Source organism: Sulfitobacter sediminis (assembly GCF_040811725.1).
Classification (GTDB): Bacteria; Pseudomonadota; Alphaproteobacteria; order Rhodobacterales; family Rhodobacteraceae; genus Sulfitobacter; species Sulfitobacter sediminis.
In genome coordinates this window covers 42391-61069 of record NZ_JBFNXX010000017.1, presented here as the reverse complement: position 1 = coordinate 61069, position 18679 = coordinate 42391, and the positions used below count along the sequence as shown (strand labels likewise).

General features: G+C 64.1%; 16 protein-coding genes. 12 read left to right on the top strand and 4 right to left on the bottom strand.

The window, feature by feature from the left end; translation table 11 throughout:
• Position 1 precedes the first annotated feature (1 nt).
• Genes AB2B41_RS18445 through AB2B41_RS18430 form a run of 4 tightly spaced genes read left to right on the top strand, consistent with a single transcriptional unit; the run spans position 2 to position 3863 of the window.
• Positions 2–1135 carry an acyl-CoA dehydrogenase family protein gene (locus tag AB2B41_RS18445; RefSeq protein WP_367879294.1) on the top strand — a complete coding sequence of 378 codons (1134 nt, stop codon included), beginning with the start codon at positions 2–4 and terminating at the stop codon, positions 1133–1135.
• Complete coding sequence (locus tag AB2B41_RS18440) at positions 1132–1575, top strand: PaaI family thioesterase (protein ID WP_367879293.1); 444 nt, start codon at positions 1132–1134, stop codon at positions 1573–1575. Before AB2B41_RS18445 ends, AB2B41_RS18440 begins: the two co-directional genes overlap by 4 nt.
• Positions 1572–2342: an oxepin-CoA hydrolase, alternative type gene (locus AB2B41_RS18435; protein ID WP_367879292.1), complete on the top strand. Its 771-nt coding sequence runs from the start codon at positions 1572–1574 to the stop codon at positions 2340–2342. The genes AB2B41_RS18440 and AB2B41_RS18435 overlap by 4 nt, the downstream gene beginning before the upstream one ends.
• A 27-nt stretch (positions 2343–2369) precedes the next feature.
• The gene (locus AB2B41_RS18430) at positions 2370–3863 is read left to right on the top strand and encodes a class I adenylate-forming enzyme family protein (RefSeq protein WP_367879291.1); all 1494 of its coding nucleotides are present in this window, start codon (positions 2370–2372) and stop codon (positions 3861–3863) included.
• Positions 3864–3925: 62 nt separating this feature from the next.
• Here AB2B41_RS18430 and rpe read toward each other — a convergent pair whose 3' ends face one another.
• Positions 3926–4615 (bottom strand): ribulose-phosphate 3-epimerase, encoded by a 690-nt coding sequence (gene rpe, locus AB2B41_RS18425; protein WP_367879290.1) that lies wholly within the window; start codon positions 4613–4615, stop codon positions 3926–3928.
• A 181-nt stretch (positions 4616–4796) separates the two neighbouring features.
• Positions 4797–8006, bottom strand: coding sequence for a 2Fe-2S iron-sulfur cluster-binding protein (locus AB2B41_RS18420; protein ID WP_367879289.1), 3210 nt, complete (start codon positions 8004–8006; stop codon positions 4797–4799).
• 97 nt (positions 8007–8103) lie between these two features.
• Here AB2B41_RS18420 and AB2B41_RS18415 point away from each other — a divergent pair, with 97 nt between their 5' ends.
• From AB2B41_RS18415 to AB2B41_RS18385, 7 genes are all read left to right on the top strand, one after another.
• Entirely contained in the window at positions 8104–9123 is a 1020-nt protein-coding gene (locus AB2B41_RS18415) for an ABC transporter substrate-binding protein (protein WP_367879288.1), read from the top strand.
• Positions 9124–9306: 183 nt separating this feature from the next.
• Positions 9307–10074 carry an ABC transporter ATP-binding protein gene (locus tag AB2B41_RS18410; protein ID WP_367879287.1) on the top strand — a complete coding sequence of 256 codons (768 nt, stop codon included), beginning with the start codon at positions 9307–9309 and terminating at the stop codon, positions 10072–10074.
• The gene (locus tag AB2B41_RS18405) at positions 10067–10861 is read left to right on the top strand and encodes an ABC transporter permease (protein ID WP_367879286.1); all 795 of its coding nucleotides are present in this window, start codon (positions 10067–10069) and stop codon (positions 10859–10861) included. The genes AB2B41_RS18410 and AB2B41_RS18405 overlap by 8 nt, the downstream gene beginning before the upstream one ends.
• A gap of 59 nt (positions 10862–10920) precedes the next feature.
• Positions 10921–11136, top strand: a complete 216-nt coding sequence (locus AB2B41_RS18400) for a hypervirulence associated TUDOR domain-containing protein (RefSeq protein ID WP_367879285.1) — start codon at positions 10921–10923, stop codon at positions 11134–11136.
• Positions 11133–12107, top strand: a complete 975-nt coding sequence (locus AB2B41_RS18395; protein WP_367879284.1) for a DNA topoisomerase IB — start codon at positions 11133–11135, stop codon at positions 12105–12107. The genes AB2B41_RS18400 and AB2B41_RS18395 overlap by 4 nt, the downstream gene beginning before the upstream one ends.
• A 139-nt stretch (positions 12108–12246) precedes the next feature.
• Positions 12247–13059 (top strand): creatininase family protein, encoded by an 813-nt coding sequence (locus AB2B41_RS18390; RefSeq protein WP_367879283.1) that lies wholly within the window; start codon positions 12247–12249, stop codon positions 13057–13059.
• Between the two features lie 178 nt (positions 13060–13237).
• Positions 13238–14155, top strand: a complete 918-nt coding sequence (locus tag AB2B41_RS18385) for an aminotransferase class IV (protein WP_367879282.1) — start codon at positions 13238–13240, stop codon at positions 14153–14155.
• Between the two features lie 253 nt (positions 14156–14408).
• Here AB2B41_RS18385 and AB2B41_RS18380 read toward each other — a convergent pair whose 3' ends face one another.
• Together AB2B41_RS18380 and AB2B41_RS18375 are read right to left on the bottom strand one after the other, a co-directional pair.
• A complete protein-coding gene (locus AB2B41_RS18380; RefSeq protein ID WP_367879281.1) occupies positions 14409–15677 on the bottom strand; it encodes a glycerate kinase type-2 family protein in 1269 nt (422 codons plus the stop codon).
• Between the two features lie 15 nt (positions 15678–15692).
• Positions 15693–16862, bottom strand: a complete 1170-nt coding sequence (locus AB2B41_RS18375; RefSeq protein ID WP_367879280.1) for a nucleotide sugar dehydrogenase — start codon at positions 16860–16862, stop codon at positions 15693–15695.
• Positions 16863–17026: 164 nt separating this feature from the next.
• Between AB2B41_RS18375 and AB2B41_RS18370 the strand changes: the two genes are divergently transcribed.
• On the top strand, positions 17027–18679 hold the full coding sequence (locus tag AB2B41_RS18370; RefSeq protein WP_367879279.1) for a sulfatase-like hydrolase/transferase: 1653 nt from the start codon (positions 17027–17029) through the stop codon (positions 18677–18679).

The following is an 18679-nucleotide window of genomic DNA, read 5'->3' as shown; positions in this document are numbered from 1 at the left end:
CATGAATTTCGATCTGACAGAAGAACGCCAGATGCTGCAGGACACGCTGCGCCGTTTCCTGCGTGAAAAATACGACACCGCGACGCGGAACAAGATCATCGACAGCCCTTCGGGCATGTCCGAAGAAATCTGGACGGAACTGGCCGAGCTTGGCGTCATCGGCGCGCTCTTTACCGAGGAGCAGGGCGGTTTCGGGGGCAAGGGTTTCGACATTGCCGTCGTATTCGAGGAACTGGGCCGCGCAGGTGTGGTCGAGCCGTTCCTCGATACCGCCGTGCTGGCGGGGGGGCTTGTGGCTGACCTTGGCAACGATGAACAGAAGGCGCTGGTCGAGGAGATCATCGGCGGGGCCTGCCAGATGGCCTTTGCCCATGGCGAGCCGACCAGCCGCTATGATCTGAACCGCGTGCAGACCTCGGCTAAGGTGGATGGCGATGACATCGTGATCAACGGTCACAAGGCCGTGGTTGTGAACGCCGAGGCGGCGGATCATCTGGTGATCTCGGCGCGTGAAAGCGGTGCGCCGGGCGATGATGCTGGCATTTCGCTGTTTCTCGTGCCTGCCGACACCAAGGGCGTGACCATTCAGGGCTATGCGCTGCTGGCCGGTGGGCGTGCGGCGGAGGTCATGCTGGACGACGTGCGCGTGCCGTCCTCGGCCCGGCTGGGCAACGCGGGCGAGGCATTCCCGGCGATCGAAAAGCGCATCGCGGCAGCCAATGTCGCGCAGGTGGCAGAGACGCTGGGTGCCATGGAGACCGCAACCAAGCTCACCAAGGACTACCTGATGACGCGCAAGCAGTTCGGGCGGCCCATCGGCACCTTCCAGGCGCTGGCCTTCCGCATGTCGGACCTGCTGATCGAGATGGAGCAGGCGCGGTCAGCCGTGATCAACGCGGCGGGACATCTTGAGGCAGACCGCAAGGCGCGCGAAAGCAACGTGTCGGCGGCCAAGAACCTGATGGGCCGCGCGGGGCGTCTGGTGGCCGAGGACAGCATCCAGTTGCATGGCGGGATTGCCATGACCAAGGAATACGAGCTGGCGCATATCGCCAAGCGGATAGTCATGGCCGACCACCGTTTTGGCGACACGGACCATCACCTCGAGCGCTTCATCGCCCTTGCCGCCGCATGACCAAGCCCGCGCATCCAAGGCCGCAGCCGGATGAGCAATACCTCATCCGGGACGAGACCGGCACCCAGACCCTGATTGGATACGTCGTTGACATCTCCGACGGGGTGCATGGGCGCTGCTTTCTGGACGTGGGGCCGCAGCACACCAACCGGCACAACGTGCTGCACGGTGGCATTGCGACCTGCATGCTCGACAACGCCTGTGGCTGCACCGGGTCGCTGACCGTGGACCCCAGCGGCAGGGCGCCGTTTCTGACCGTGTCGATGACCACGCATTTCATTGCACCGGGGCGTCCGGGGCGCGTCTGGGCCAAGGGCACGGTCAAGGGCGGGGGGCGCAGTATCCTCTATATCGACGGGGTGCTGGAGCATGAGGACGGCACGGTGATCGCGACCTCGACGGGGGTATTCAAGCGGGTGCCGCAGGAGAAGCTGACATGAGTGCAAGGCTTGAAGACGCAGGCGACCGGCTGATTGTCTGGAACGGGAATACCAAGAAGCGTGGAGCGCTGTCGCCGGAGCTTTATGCCTGTATTGCCGAGGCGATGGAGAAGGCGGCGGAGCCGCGCATCCGCGCGGTGATCCTGACCGCCGACGGGCCGTTCTTCTGCGCGGGCGGGAACCTCAACACGATCATCGAGCGGCGCAAGATTTCCGAAGAGGCGCGGCGCGGAAAGGTGGATGAATTGCACGATCTGGTGCGCGCGATCCGTGCCTGCCCGGTGCCGGTGATAGCCGCCGTCGAAGGCGGTGCAGCGGGGGCGGGGCTGAGCCTCGCGCTGGCCTGCGATCTGATCGTCGCGGCCAAGGATGCGAAGTTCACGGCAGCCTACGTCAAGGCGGGGCTGGTGCCCGATGGCGGGCTGACCTCGGCCATGGCGCGGCTGATCCCGCGCCCACTGGCGATGGAGATGTGCCTTTTGGGCCGTCCGGTCATGGCGGGACGCTTTGCCGATCTGGGGGCGGTCAACCGGCTTGCCGCGCCGGGCAAGGCGATGGAGGAAGCCATGGCGCTGACGGATGCGATTGCCGATGGGCCGCGACAGGCGCAGGGGGTGATCCGGGGGCTGGTGGCTGACGCGTTCGAGGCTTCGGAGGCCGATCAACTCGATGCGGAGCGCAATGCGATGGCTGCGGCTTCGGGTCGGGACGAGGCCGCCGAGGGGATCGCGGCCTTTCTTGAAAAACGCAAGCCGTCTTACCGCTGAAACATTGCAGACAAAGGGTGTTCAACCATGGCACGGGTAGAAGATTTCCTTGCCCATCAAGTTCAGACGCGGCTCGACGCGCTGGCCTTTGCCGACAGCATCGGCACGCGCTGGAGCTATGCCGACCTTGACCGCGCGAGCGACGCGCTGGCGGCCGTGCTGAAGGATGCGGGCGTGCGGGCCAACGACCGGGTGCTGATGCTGTCGGAGAACTGCGCTTCGGCGATCGCGGTGCTCTTTGCAAGCTGGAAGCTCGATGCCGTGGCGATCCCCGTCAACGCGCGGCAGACCGGGGGAGAGATCGAGCGGATCGTGAACCATGCCACTCCGGCTGTCGTGCTGATGACGACGGCTGTTTCCTCGGATGCAACCGCACATGCGGAGCGCATGGGGGCCGCGGAGATCACCGGCGATTTCGGGACGATGCACATGGCGGTGCGCGCCTCCAACCCCGACACTGATCTGAGCGACGTCGCCGTCCTTCTTTATACCACCGGGACCACGGGCGACCCGAAGGGCGTCATGCTGACCCATGAGAATATGCGCTTTGGCGGGATCGCCTCGGCCAACCTGCGCAAGATGACACCCGAGGACGTGATCTATGGCGTGCTGCCGCTCACGCATGTGTTCGGGCTGGTGTCGGTTGTGACTGCCGTTTGCTACGCCGGCGCGACCGTACGGCAGGAGGCGCGGTTCTCGGCGGCCAAGCTCTATGACGCCGTGATGGAGGATGTCACCGTCCTGCCCGCCGTGCCGCAGATGCATGCGCTGGTGATGCAGTACACCAAGGAGCAGGGGCTGGCGAAGCTGAACTCTCCGTGCCTGCGGTATGTCTCATCGGGCGGCGCCCCGCTGGACCCTGCGTGGAAGCGCAAGGCGGAGGCCTTTTATGGCCTGCCTTTGCAGAACGGCTATGGCATGACCGAGACGACGTCTGGGGCGTCGGCCACGCAGAACCCGCTGGGGTCGCCGGATATTTCCTGCGGGCCGAAGACACCGGGCACCGAGGTGCGGATCGACGATCAGGCGCCGGGCGGCAACGGGGCAGGCGAAGGAGAGGTGCTGGTGCGGGGGCCGCATGTGATGCGGGGGTATTACCGGAACCCTGCCGAGACGTCGAAGGCGCTGGATGAAGATGGCTGGTTGCACACAGGCGATCTGGGCAAGATCGACGAGAAGGGGCATCTGCACATCCTGGGTCGCTCGAAAGAGCTGATTATCCACGGCGGTTTCAACGTTTATCCCCCAGAAGTGGAGGCGGCAATCAACGATCACCCGCAGGTGATCCAGTCGGCGGTGATCGGTCGGGCCAAGTCCGGGGATGAGGAGGTGCTGGCCTTTGTCCAGATCGCGGAAGGTGACACGCTGGAGGCGGAAGACTTGCGCGCCTTCGTGAAGGAGCGGCTGGCGGGCTACAAGCGGCCAAGCCAGATCATCATCGCGACGGAATTGCCGGCGGCACCGACCGGAAAGCTGCTGAAGCACAAGCTGCTGGATGCTTTCGCGGATCGGTTGGGCTGATCCGGGCGCTCATCGCTGCCCTGCGAGCGCTCTTCGCGGAGGGATGCCCCCGCGTTTCTCGATCAGGCGTAGACGCCTTCCGCCGCCGCTCTGATTTCGCGGATGTTGGCGCCGTAGGGTGCCGGATCGCTGACCGATCCGCCCTTGAACACCGCTGATCCGGCCACCAGCACGTCCGCACCCGCCTGTGCGACGATGGGTGCGGTCTTGGGATCGACGCCGCCGTCGATTTCGATGTGGACCGGGCGATCGCCGATCATCGCGCGCAGGGTTCTGATCTTGTCCGACATGTCGATGAACTTCTGCCCGCCGAAGCCGGGGTTCACGGTCATCACGCAGATGAGGTCCGTGAGGTCCAGCAGATGCGCCACCGCTTCTGCCGGGGTGCCGGGGTTTAGCGCCACGCCTGCCTTGGCACCGCTGGCGCGGATCGCCTGCAGGGTGCGGTGGATATGTGGGCCTGCCTCCACATGGGCGGTTATCACGTCGGCACCGGCCTTGGCGAAATCCTCGATGTAGGGGTCCACCGGTGAGATCATCAGGTGGACGTCCATAACACCCTTGATATGGGGCCGGATCGCCGCGCACATGGCGGGGCCGAAGGTGATGTTGGGCACGAAATGGCCATCCATCACGTCGACATGCACCCAGTCGGCACCCTGTGCCTCGACGGCTGCGCATTCCGCGCCGAAGTTGGCGAAATCGGCGGCGAGGATGGAGGGGGCTATCTTGATCGAGCGGTCAAAGGTCATGGGCAGCGTCTCCTTTGGCGCTCTCATACCGGGGCGCGGCGCGGGGGGAAAGCGTGGAATTGAGTTGTAGGGGAAAGATGAAGCGGGGGGTCGCGCACAGTGCCCTGTCTCGCAAAGGGCGCTGCGTCTGGTTTTCAGGGTGGCGGGGTTCTGGCCGGTCGGTATGGTCCGAGGGTGGTTTTCAGAGGTCGATCTCCAGTATCCCGCCTGCCTGTGCCGCGCGGCTCTGGCAGAGGATCATCGCGGTCTCGCGCTGCTGGGCGGAGAGGACGAAGTCGCGGTGCTCGACCTCTCCAGCGATCACGCCGCATTTGCAGACGCCGCAGATGCCGTCGCTGCATTTGATGTCGACATGGATGCCAGCGGCGATGAGGGCGTCGGAGGCGGTCTCGTCGGCGCGCACGGGTATCTCGCGGCCTGAGCGGAGGCGCAGGGTGAAGGGGTGGTTCACGTAGTCCGGCACTTCGGGCGTGCTGAAGTACTCGAGGTGGCGGGCCTCTGAGGGAATATGTGCGGCGGTGGCGTGGTCCATGACGGCCTGCATGTACGCGTCCGGGCCGCAGGTGTAAACGTGGGTTCCTTTGGGCAATGCGGACATGATGGCGGGGAGGTCGGCGCGGGTGCCTTCGTTGGAAATGTGCAGATGCACGCGGCCGGACCAGGGCATCTCTTGCAGCAGGTCCGCGAAAGCTGCGTTGTCGCGTTTGCTGCTGGAGTAGTGCAGGGCGAAGGGTTTGCCCAAGGCGTGGAGGCGGTGGGCGAAGGCGATCATCGGGGTGACACCTATACCGCCGCCCATCAGCAGCGAATGAGGGGCATCTTCGGCAAGATCGAAGTGGTTCATGGGTTTGGAGACGAAGACGCGCCGGCCCTTTGTAAAGACGCGGTGCAGCAGCGCCGAACCGCCGCGGCCCGCATCCTCGCGCAGGACGGCGATGGTGTAGCGGCTGCGGTCGGCAGGGTCGCCCATCAGGGAGTAGGGGCGCAGGAATTCGGGGGCGACGACGATGTCGAGGTGCGCGCCCGCGGTCCATTCGGGCAGGTCGTGGCCCTGCGGGTGCTGGAAGTCGTAGAGGGTGACGTGATCTGTGAGTTTCTCGGCGCGGGTGATGCGGAGGTCGAGCACAGGAGCGTCAGCGTCGCGGTCGCGCCTGTAGAGGTGCAGGTGATCGGTTTCGCCGCGCGCGGTCCTGGCGCGGTGTTCGTCAGCCGAGACAAGGTCGGCGTGCGCCTTGATCCCGGCCTCGCGGTTCATCGGGTCGGGGTAGGGCCAGGGGTGCGGGGCGAGGGGCGCGGGGTAGACGGCAAGGGTCTGGTCCTCGAACTTGAGGTCGAGGTCGGTTTGCAGGTCGCGGGCGTTCACTGGCGCAGCGGGAATGCCATAGCCACCGTCGGGCTTGCGCTCGATGTCCCACCACCATTTCTTGACCGGGTTCAGGCCGCCTTTGCCGACCTTGTCGTCTAGCTTGGCCAGCAGAGGCGCTGCAGCGGGTAGGTTGGACGCGATCCATCTGAATGGCGTCTCGGCAAAGAGGCCTTCGAGGTTCCAAGGGCAGGTTTTCATGCAGCGCCCGCACATGGCGCCGCCCTGGTTGGTGATGCGGTAGGTGGCGCATTTCTGGCTGTCGGATTTCCAGATTTCGTAGCCGTTGAACATGCGCTTGGGCCCGGCGGTTATCGCCCCCGAGGGGCATTCGCGGGCGCATTTGTTGCAGGCTTCGCAAAAGGCTTGCAGGCCGAAGTCGATGGGCCTGTCGTGGGTAACGGGCATCGTGGTGGTGACGACGCCGGATTTCAGACGTGGCCCAAGGAAGGGGTTCAGGATGACCTCTCCGATGCGGCTGACTTCGCCGAGGCCGGAGAGCAGCAACAGCGGCGGTTGCAGCACGTCGCCGTCCATCACCGTATGCGCCTTGGCCGGATATCCGAGGTTGCGCAGGTGCTGCGCGATCGCGCCGCCGAGGACGGCAAAGCGGAGGTAGGCGCGCATGGACTGGCTGACGCTGATCCAGTCGTCGCCCGAGGCACCCTCCATCGTCTCGAAGCCCTGATCGACGATCATGCTGAGCGCCTGATCGTGGGGCGGGTCGATGGGGGTGCCGGTGGCGTCGTGGCTGTACCATGTCCAGTCCGGGCAGGCCGAGAGCCCCGCCGCGTCGATGCCGAGGAAGTAGCTGGCGGCCTTCAGGTTGGTTGCATTGCGCGCGGGGTCGGTTTCGGTTGGGTCCGACGTGATGTCGCCATCCTGCAGCAGGATGAGCGCGCCGAGCAGGCGGCGCTGGGCGGCTGAGGGGGCGGACTTGATGACGTGGTGGCCGCCTTTCATGGCGTCCTGCACTTTGGGTCCCATGTCGCCGAACTGGCCGCGTGCAAACATGTCTGTGCGCTTGGGGATGCGCGGGACGTTGGGGGCATCGATATAGGTGGTGGGTTTGTCGATGCGTTTGAGCCGTTCAAACGGATGCGGGCCTGCCGCGAAATCGCGCCGGGCGAAGGGGTCTTGCGTGCGGTCGCTGAGACCGCCGTGGGTGCCCAATTGCCATGCGAGGCCGCCGATCACCGAGACGGGCTGTTCGGCCAAGGGCGAAAGCGGCAGGTCCGGGGCAAGGTCCATGTCGGTACTGACCACGGCAAGGCCAAAGCGTTCGCCGATCCACGGGGCCTTGAGCGCGTCCCCTTCCCAGACCGTCAGGCCTGCCGCCAGCGCGCAAAGGCCCGGGTTCAGATCGGATGTCGTCGCCGAATGCACGCGCGCGTCGAAGCCCAGCTGGCGAATGTACTCGGCCAGCACCGTCGCGTTCTCGGTTGCGCGCAGGGCGGCGCGCTGGGCCTGCGCGTCGATGATCCAGTCGCTGCCCGGCTCATCGGGGCGGGGGTCGCGGGGGTAGGCGTTCAGGATCACGAGGGCATGGGTATGCGCAGGCAGGGGTGTTGCGGGCGCGCTGGCCGCGTCACGCAGGTTGGCCATAATGACGTCGACGCCTGCCGCCAGCGTCTTGGTCTGCCGTTCGCGCAGGTCGCGCGCCAATGCCCCGGTGCCGGGGCTCTGGCGCGGCTTGTCGAGGCGGGCTGCGTCGGGGAGGGCGCAGATGCCCATCATCGAGGCGTCGTTGTAATAGCCGAAGGCCTTGAGGTGGTTAGCGCGATCTGCCGGGTCTTCTGGGATGATCGCGCGCACCGGGTTGACGGGACCGGTGCGCAGCACGTCCATCATCGCCTGAAAAGGCCCCATCGCGTTGACGATGCTTTCCGGGTGCTCGGGCCGGGAAAAGGACACCTCGGGGAAGGGGATGTCGGGAAACTCCGCCAGCGGCGCGCGCAGGCGGGCCAGGCGTTCCAGCGGGTAGCCGCCAAGGTGCACGGGACGCGATCTGGAGGAGAAAAACTTCATGGCTTTCCGTGCCATAGGCAGGCGGCAAAAGCCAGTGCGCGCTTGACAGCCTGCCCGCCCCCCGCCCATCCTTTGCCAAAACATAAGGGAGGATACCATGACCACTTTCAACCGCCGTCAGGCGCTTGCCACCATGACCGCCGCAACCGCCGTGGGCCTTGCCGCCCCGGCACTGGCGCAGAACCGCAAGATCGTCGTGGGCGCGCTACGCTTTACCAGCCACGCAGGCAGCTTTGTCGCCTACGAGCGGGGCTATTTCGCCGATGCGGGGCTCGACGTGGAACTGCGGTTCTTCGAAGCCGCGCAGCCGATGGCCGTGGCGATTGCGAGCGGAGACGTGGATTATGCGGTGACCGCGATTTCCGGGGGCCTCGTGTCGCTTGCCGACAAGGGCGCGATCAAGGTGATCGGAGGGGCGTTGCAGGAGGAGGAAGGGATCGACGGGCAGAAGATCCTTGTATCGGACGCGGCCTTCAAGGCGGGCATCGACGCGCCCGGCAAGCTGGGCGGCAAGTCATGGGGTGTGACGCAGGCGGGGTCTTCGTTCCATTACATGGGATCGAAGATGGCTGCAGCCGAGGGGATCGAGTTGTCCTACAAGCCGTTACAGAAGGTCGGCGCGATCATCGGTGCGCTCAAGTCGGGCCAAATCGACGCCTGGTCCATCGTGCCGCATATCGCCAAGCCGCTGGCGGGGTCGGGTGCCGTGCATATCGTCGGCAACGTGTCGGACTACGTGAAGGATTATCAGGTCACGACGGTCTTTACCTCGGCCAAGAACGCGAGCGACGAGCGGGAACTGACGCAGAGCTTTCTGGGCGGGTTTTCCAAGGGGGTTGCGGATTACAACGCGGCGATGATCGCCAAGGACGGGGGCGAGGATGGTGTCAACGCGATGGTCGAGCTTATTCACAAGTACGTCTACACCGACCGGCCGCTGGACAAGGCGGCGCCGTCGATTATCAACGGGACGATGCGGCTGAACGAGGGCGCGGCGCTGAACGTAGCGAGCGTTCGCGATCAGCTTGAGTGGTTCCAGTCGGAGGGGCTGGTCGATGCGGGCATCACGCTCGATACGCTGATCGATACGTCTTACGTGGAGACGATGGGGGCGTAGCGCGCACCTTTCAACTGTCTTGCCCGGCGGTACGCCGGGCATCGCCCTCCCTCCCACAGGAGGGCGATTTTGACCTTACCTCCCGCACCTCCGTTTCAGTTTTGGAGTGCGTGGTTCTGACCGGCAGTGTACCAAACGCCCTCCAGGGAGGGCGATGCCCTCAGCGCAAGACGAGATATTCCCTTGGACCTCTCAGCCCAGAACATTCACCACCACTACGGCCCGACCGAGGTGCTGCGGGACATCACCCTCGATGTCCCTTCGGGGCGGATCGTTTGCATTGTCGGCCCCTCGGGCTGCGGCAAGTCTACCCTGCTGCGCCTGTTGGGCGGTCTGGAACAGCCGACAAAGGGCAAGGTGCTGCAACTGGGCGCACCACCCGAAGGCTGTCTCAATCCGCTGACCTATATCTTTCAGGACTTCGCGCTGCTCCCGTGGCGGACGGTGCGTGGGAATGTTTCGCTGGTGCTGGAGGATCATCGGCTTTCCGGCGCTGAAACAAAGGACATCATCGCCGATGTCCTCTCGCGCACGAAGCTGTCGGATTTCGCGGATGCTTTGCCCAAGCAACTCTCCGGCGGGATGAAGCAGCGCGTCGCCATCGCGCGGGCGCTGGCCGTGAACCCCGCCGTGATGCTGATGGACGAGCCGCTTTCGGCGCTGGATGCGCAGACGCGGGAACTGCTCATGGACGATCTGGTCAGTCTCTGGACCCGCCAGCCCTTCACCGCCGTCTACGTCACCCACAACCTCGCCGAAGCGGTACGGCTGGGCCACCGGATCGTGGTGCTGTCGCGTCTTCCGGGGCAGACCCGCGAGATCGTGGAGATCGACACGCCGCTGGCCGAGCGCCAGTACGGCGACGCGGCACTGGAGGAACAGCAGCAGCACCTCTGGGGGCTGATGCGCGAGGAAGCGGCAGCGGCGGATGCGGAGCTGATCCATGTCTGAGGGCGCGCAGGAGGTCAGGTTTCGTGGCGGCGGCTTCACGCCGCAACGCAGGCGGGGGGTCGGGCTGATCGTGTTTGTCGTGCTGATCCTGCTGGCGGAATGGGGGACACGGACGGGATTCATCTCGCAACTGACGCTGCCGCGGCCCAGCGACGTGGCCTATACATTCGTGGAGCTTTACAACTCCGGGCTGCTCTTCAAGCACCTGATCCCGTCGCTGACGCGCCTTGTCGTGGGGGCGGCCATAGGGGCGACGCTCGGGATTTCGCTGGGCGTGCTGATCGGCCTTTTCTCCCTCGTCCGCGCGGGACTTGTCCCGCTGGTCGCCGCGATATTCCCCATTCCCAAGATCGCGTTGCTGCCCCTCTTCGTCATCTGGTTCGGCATCGACGAGGCCAGCAAATACGCGCTGATCGCCTTCGGCACCTTCACCCCCACGGTCGTTGCCACCTATGGCGCGGTGGACAACGTGGACCGCACGCTCATTCGCATGGGGCAGAGCTTCGGGCTAAGCTGGCGCTCTATCGTGGGAAAGATCGTGCTGCCCGGTGCCATGCCAGGGATTCTTTCCGGCCTGCGCATTTCGCTGACCATCGCTATCATCCTGCTGGTCGCCGCGGAAATGCTGGGCGCGGAATACGGCATCGGGGCGTACATCCTTCAGGCGGGCAGCCTTTACGATCTGGAGCGGCTCTTTGCGGGCGTGGTGATCCTGTCGGTTCTGGGCGTCATCGTATCCACGGGGATCGGCGCGGTAGAGCGGCGGGTGCTGCGCTGGCGGGTTTGACGGGAACCAAGCGATCCCCGGAACGGTTGTCTGTCTGAATCTGTGCAAGGACATCACACATGGCAGACATATCCGAAGGCGACAAGGTGGAATGGGACTGGGGCGACGGCACCGCGACGGGCCTCGTGCAATCCACCTTCGCGGAAAAGACCACCCGGACCATCAAGGGCTCTGAGGTGACGCGCAACGGGTCAAAGGATGACCCGGGGCTCTACATCGAGCAGGAAGACGGCGACAGCGTGCTCAAGCTCGCCTCGGAGGTGCGCAAGGCATGACGCCAATCGCCGCGACCGATCTGGTCTATGTGACCGACGATCAGCCGGGGATCACCCGGCGGCGGCGCGGGCGCGGCTTTACCTATATCGCGCCTGACGGCACGACCATCGCGCGCGGGGCGGAGCGTCAGCGGCTAGAAGCCCTGGCGGTGCCTCCAGCTTACGAGAAGGTCTGGATGTGTCCATTGCCGAACGGCCATCTGCAGGCGACTGGTCTGGATACGCGGCAGCGCAAGCAGTACCGCTATCACCCGGACTGGGCCGAGGTCCGCGCGCAGACGAAGTTCGACCGCCTGGTGCAGTTCGGCGAGGTACTGCCGCGTATCCGGCGCCGGGTGCGGCGCGATTTGAAAGAGGACGTGGGCGAGCGGGCCTTTGCCCTGGCGAGCGCCGTGGCGCTCATTGACCGCACGGCGATCCGGGTGGGCAACCCGGATTATACCGAGGAAAACGGCAGCTATGGCGCGCTGACCCTGCGGCGCAAGCACCTGAGCCTTGACGATAACCGGATCGAGATGCGCTACACCGCGAAGGGCGGCAAGACGGTGCGCAAGGGGATTACGGACAAGCGGCTTGCGACGATCCTCGAGAAGATCAGCGACCTGCCGGGAGCGGAAATACTGACCTGGATGGACGAGGAAGGTGACGTTCACACGCTCTCGTCTTCAGCGTTGAACACCTACATCGCCGAGGCGGCGGGGACCGACGACGTGACCGCCAAGACGTTCCGGACGTGGAAAGGCACGCTGGCGGCCTTTGAGGTGGCGGAGAAGGGCGCGGCCACGATCAAGGCCATGGCCGAAGCGGCGGCGGCCGAGTTGAGCAATACCGCGACGATTGCGCGAAACAGCTACATTCATCCGGCAGTGATTGATCGCGCCGGCCAAGAACCTTTGCATGTTGAGGGGTACGACAGGGCCGACCTGCGCCTGAGCGAAGGACGGCTTCTGAGGTTTCTTGAGGCGGGGTGACGGCTGAGGACACGTCCGCGTTGCGGAGGAACCAGACACCGAGCACCCAAGCAACATTGACCTTTGATGCCATTCGCGGTGATCGTTATCCGTCGACCGTGAAACTTGTCACAGCATTCATAAAATCGGAGATGGTCAAATGATCGAAGTGGACTGGGCGCGCCTGAAAGCGCACGAACTGCGCGCCCTCGCAGATAAGAACGCAGTTGTGATTCTGCCCATTGCATCGATCGAGCAGCACGGGCCGCATTTGCCTGTGATGACCGACACTCGTCTCGGTCAAGAAATTGCACATCGCGCGGCGCGCAAGGCTTATGGCACACGGCCTGTCGTGGTGACACCTGTGGTTTGGTCAGGCCTATCCGAACATCACATGCCGTTTGGCGGCACGTTGATCCTCAGTCATGACACATTCCGGCGGGTCGTGCGGGATTTGATCGATTCCATCACGCGCCAAGGTTTTCGCGATATTCTGATTTCCAACTCCCACGGCGGAAACATCATCGCGATGCAGCAGATCTTGGACGAACTGGCTCCCTTTTCACAAGCTACGCTGGTAGCGACCACCTATGTCAGCGAAGCAGGTGAGGCGCTGTCTCAACATCTTGAGGATCAACCGGGTGTCATGCACGCAGGTGAGGCTGAAACCTCGATGATGATGGTGTGCGAACCAGAACTGGTTGACGACAGCGATCTTGGTGGGCTGGCAAGCCCCATGGACGGCAAGAAGTTCCTGCAAGCTGGAAAAGGATCGTATCGCTGGAGGCCATTCGCGCACGTGACCAAAAATGGTCTTGCGGGAAACCCAGTGCGGTCAAATGTGGACAAGGGTGAAAAAATGCTGGAGGCCGCGGCGGAAGCAGTCGCGCGTTTGATTTGTGACCCAGAGACATGGGCTGTGCCCAATGACCAGCGTCTGGACTCCACAGGGGGCGTGCCATTCAGGGATTGAAAACACAAACCGCTGATAAGAAACATGCCTCATGATTTGGGCACCTTTGTCAGCATGGGGCTCAATCCCGACCTTTCCCGCAACCGCCGACCTGATCTTCCGTGGCTTGCATTCTGCAGCATCTGGCCCCCGCCGTCTGACAAGGCTATCAAGGCCGGAAGCCGGAGAGGATCTGCCCATGACCACCACCCACGAAGCGGATGAGGACGTCCGGAACCGGGACATCAAGATCTACGTGAACGGTGAGATCGTGCATCGGGACGCGGCGAAAGTCTCGGTCTATGACGCGGGCTTCATGCTGGGGGATGGCATCTGGGAAGGGATGCGGCTTTACGACGGGGTCTGGGCGTTCTTTGACGAGCACATGGACCGGTTCTTCAATTCCTGCAAGGCGATCTCTCTGGATGTGGGCATGGATGTCGAGGGCATCCGCGCCGCCATGCGCGCAACGCAGGAGGCAAATGACATGCACGCGGACGTGCATTGCCGTCTGATGCTGACGCGGGGCATCAAGGACAAGCCGTTTCAGCACCCCAAGCTGAGCACCACGGGGCCGACGCTGGTGATCATCATGGAGCATTCGAAGCCGGTGGACCGCTTGCAGACGCGGGGCATCCGGCTGGCGAGCGTGCCGCAGGTGCGGGGGCTGCCGCATAGCCAGGACCCCAAGCTGAACTCGCATTCCAAGCTGAATTGCATCATTGCTTGCCTGCAGGCCGAGCAGGCGGGGGCGGACGAGGCGTTGATGCTGGACCCGCATGGGTTCGTGAACACCACCAATGCCTGCAATTTCTTCATCGTCCGGCGGGGCGAGGTTTGGACCTCGACGGGGGATTACTGCATGAACGGGGTGACGCGGCAGAAGGTGATCGATCTGTGCCGCGCCAATGGCATCCCGGTCTTCGAGAAGAATTTTTCGCTTTACGAGACCTACGGGGCGGACGAGGCGTTCCTGACGGGCACCTTCGGGGCGCAGACGCCGGTGGCGGAGATCGACGGGAAGGTCATCGGGTCCGGTGAGCGGCCGATCACGCGGCGGATACAGGCGCTCTACAAGGAGGCGATCCGGGCGCATGTGGCGGCGTTGAAGGGGTGATGGGGCGGGTGTCCCCGTGGGGACGAGAAGGATACTCGATTTCTTTTCAGTACGTTGCGCTGAAATTTACGAACAAGTAGGGATTCTCGTGGGGCGATGAAGTTGTCCCGCCAGGCCCCGCCGGGCATCGCCCTCTCTCCCCCCGGAGGGCGATTTAGGCGTTGCAAATAGCGCGCCGGTTCCGTTTCCCTGACCGTCACTTGTCGCGGTCTTGTTGCGATGCCCTCCAGAGAGGGCGATACCCGGCTGGGCCCTACTCCTGAGGCACATCCCCGATCAGGATTGCGCGAAAATCGTTGACGTTGGTCCCGGTGGGGCCGGTGACGAAGAGATCGCTCACCGCGTCGAAAGCCGAATAGGCATCGTTGGCTTGCAGACAACCCATCGGGTCGACGCCCGCCGCGCGCATGCGCGCCGCTGTTGTGTTATCGGCAAAGGCACCGGCGTTGTCCTCAGAGCCGTCGATGCCGTCGGTGTCGGCGGCAAGTGTAGTGACCCCTTCAACGCCTTCCAGCGCGAGCGCCAGAGACAGCTGCAATTCGCTGTTCCGTCCGCCGCGTCCCTTGTGGCGGAGCGTCACCGTGGTCTCTCCCCCCGAGAGCAGCACGATGGGGGCGGGGTGCGGAAAGCCGGTGTCTTTCACCTGACGCGCTAACGCGGCGAGCACTTGGGCGACGTCGCGGGCCTCGCCCTCGATCCGGTCGGAGAGGACCCAGGCGGCAACGCCGCGCGCGCGGGCGGCCTCTGCGGTCGCCTCCAGAGAGATCGCGGCGGAGGCGATGACCTGCGTTTCGACGCGGCCCCTGTCAGGTGCGGGGGCGCTGTCCGGGGTGGTTGCGAGGTAGGTCATTAGCGTGTCAGGCAATGCGATGCCGCGTGCGCGGATCATCCCCGCGACCTCGGCAAAGGTTTTGCGCCCCGGCACTGTGGGCCCCGACGCAACCTCGCCCGGTGCGTCGCCCGGCACGTCGGAGACGATGAAATTACAGACCCGCGCGGGGGCGGCCAGTTCGGCGAGCCGTCCGCCGTTGACGCCGGAGAAGCATTTGCGGATGTCGTTCATCACCGAGATCGGCGCGCCTGAGGCGAGGAGCGCCTGGTTCAGGGCTTGCAGATCGGCGAGTTCGAGCCCCTCGGGTGGGTCGGGGAGCAGCGAGGAGCCGCCGCCGCAGATGAGGCCGATCACCAGATCATCCGGGCCCAGCCCTGTCACCGCGTCCTTAAGCTCTTGGGCCGCCGCGATCCCGGCTGCGTCAGGGACGGGGTGAGCGGCTTCGAGCACGCGAATGTTCCGGCAGGGTGCCGCGTAGCCGTAGCGGGTGACGACGACACCCTCGTAGGGGGCCTGCCACAGGGTCTCGAAGGCCTGCGCGAGTTGCGCGGCCCCTTTGCCCGCGCCGACAACGACCGTGCGGCCTTTGGGCGGGGTGGGCAGTTTGCCCGTCAGAGCCTCCATTGGATCAGCGGCAGCAACCGCGGTTTGGAAGAGGTGGCTCAGGAAGGCGCGATTGCGGTCGGTCATGGACAGGTTCCCGGATCAGCTTGATCCGAAGATATCCCTTGTGAAGACCTTGTCTGCAACATCCGACAGGTCCGGCGAGTTGCGGTTGGCGACGATGACGTCACTTTCCTTCTTGAAGGTCGCGAGGTCGGTGATGACTTCGCAGTTCATGAACTTCTTCTTGTCGGCAAGCAGGGGCTCGAAGATCACCACGCGGATGCCCGCATCGCGGATGTCGCGGATCACGCCCTGTACCGAGGATTGCCGGAAGTTGTCAGAGCCTGCCTTCATCGCCAGACGGTGCACGCCGACGGTGCCGGGGTTCATCGCGATCACCTGGGCGGCGATGAAATCCTTGCGGGTCTTGTTGGCCTGCACGACGGCGCGCATGAGGTTCTGGGGAATGTCGGAGAAGTTCGCCAGCAGCTGCTTGGTGTCCTTGGGCAGGCAATAGCCACCGTAGCCGAAGGAGGGGTTGTTGTAATGCGTGCCGATCCGAGGGTCGAGGCTGACGCCCTCGATGATCTGACGGGAATCGAGCTGGTGGCTGAGGGCATAGCTGTCCAGCTCATTGAAGAACGCCACACGCAGCGCGAGGTAGGTGTTGGCGAAAAGCTTGATCGATTCCGCCTCGTCCGGGCCGGTGTAGAGGACGGGGATGTCCGTTTCCTCAGCCCCTTCGACGAGCAGGTCGGCGAAGATGTGGGCGGCAGGCGTGTCCGCGCCCATGACGATCCGGGAGGGATGCAGGCTGTCGTAGAGGGCCTGGCCCTCGCGCAGAAATTCAGGGCAGAATAGGATGTTGTCAGATTTCAGCGTTTCGCGCATCCGGCGGATGAATCCTACGGGGATCGTGGATTTGACGATGACGGCGGCGTCCGGGTGCGTCTCGACCGCGAGCTTGATCACCGCCTCGACCGAGGAGGTGTCGAAGAAGTTGGTCTTGGGATCGTAATCGGTGGGCGTTGCCACCACCACGAAATCCGCGCTTTCGAGAGCGGCCTCGCCATTCGTGGTCGCGCTGAGCTTGAGCTCTTTCTCCGCCAACGAGGTCGAGAGTGCCTTTTCCTCGATGGGCGATTTGCGCGCGTTGATCTGCGCGACCCGTTCTTCCGAGATATCCACCGCCACCACGGTATTCTTCTGGGCGAGCAGGACCGCGTTGGAAAGACCAACGTATCCGATCCCGAAAACAACGATTTTCATGAAATTTTCCCGGTATTCTGTATTGGGGCCCATACCTTTCACATCCCGGAAAGGCTGGCAATATATGCGCCAAAGCCGACCTTCTGCCATGCGGGTGGGGCAGGGACGCAATCGGGCTGGTCATCCGGTGCGGTGCCGTGAATACTGCGCCGGGGGGACTGCTTTTGAATATCCTTTTCATCATGTATGACCAGTTGCGGTTCGATTATCTGAGCTGCGCGGGGCATCCCCACCTTGAGACGCCCAACTTCGACCGTGTGGCCGCGATGGGGGTGCGCTTCACCAACGCCTATGTGCAGTCGCCCATCTGTGGGGCGAGCCGGATGTGTTTCTACACCGGGCGCTATGCGTCGAGCCACGGGGCACAGTGGAACGGGTTTCCCCTGCGCGTGGGGGAGCAGACGCTGGGCGATCATTTGCGGCGGCTGGGTATGGGCTGCTGGCTGATCGGCAAGACGCATATGAAGGCGGACGCCGAAGGCATGGCGCGGCTGGGTCTCGCCCCCGACAGCGAGATCGGCGCGCGGCAGGCGGAATGCGGATTTGATGCCTGGGTGAGGGATGACGGGCTCTGGGCCGAGGGGCCCGACGGCTTCTATGACGAGAAACGCTCGCCCTATAACGAATATCTCAAGAGCAAGGGATACGACGGCGAGAACCCCTGGGCCGATTACGCCAACGCGGGGGTGAGCGACCACCAGATCGCCAGCGGCTGGATGTTCCGAAATGCCGACAAGCCCGCAAATATCCGCGAGGAAGACAGCGAAACCCCCTGGCTGACCTCGGAGGCGATTGCCTTCATGGCGCAGGCGAAAGAACCCTGGTGCGCGCATCTGAGTTATATCAAGCCGCACTGGCCCTACATCGTGCCGCCGCCCTACCACGCGATGTTCGGTCCGAACCATGTGCCCGCCCCCACCCGCCATCCAGTTGAACGGGAGGATGCGCATCCGGTCTTCGGCGCCTATATGGAAAACAGGATCGCCCAGGCCTTCCAGCGCGATGAGGTGCGGGACAAGGTGATCCCCGCTTACATGGGGCTGATCAAGCAATGCGACGACCAGCTTGGCCGATTGCTGGATCATCTGGAGAAGACAGGGCGCCTGAAGGACACGATGATCGTGCTGACCTCGGATCACGGGGATTACCTTGGCGATCACTGGCTGGGAGAGAAGGACCTGTTTCACGAGCCGTCGGTGAAGGTGCCGATGATCGTCTACGACCCCCGAACCAGGGCCGACGCGACGCGGGGCACCACCTGCGACGCTCTGGTCGAGAGCATCGACCTTGCCGCGACTTTCGTCGAGGCGGCGGGAGGTACGGTGCCGGATCACATCATAGAGGGCCGTTCGCTGCTGCCCTGGCTCCGGGGCGAGCGCCCGGCGTGGCGGGACTTCGTCATCAGCGAGTACGACTATTCCGCGACGGGACAGGCGGTGAAGCTGGGCGTGGCACCACGCGATGCACGGCTGTTTATGGTGTACGACGGACGGTTCAAACTGATGCATGCAGAAGGCGGGTTTCGCCCGATGCTTTTCGACCTGGACACGGACCCGGAGGAATTTCACGATCTGGCCAAGGCGGGAACGCATGAAGCGGAGATCGCTCGGCTTTATGAAATGCTCAGCCGTTGGGGGCGGCGGATGTCGCAGCGGGTGACCATGTCGGATGCGGATATCGACGCCAAGCGGGGGGCGTCACTGCGGCGGGGTATCCTGCCGTTTCTCTACGATGGCGCGGAGGTCCCCGGGGAGCTGACCGAGAAATACCGGGGCCCGGTGCGCCAGCGTCACGTGGCCGGGGAGGAAGAGGCCTGA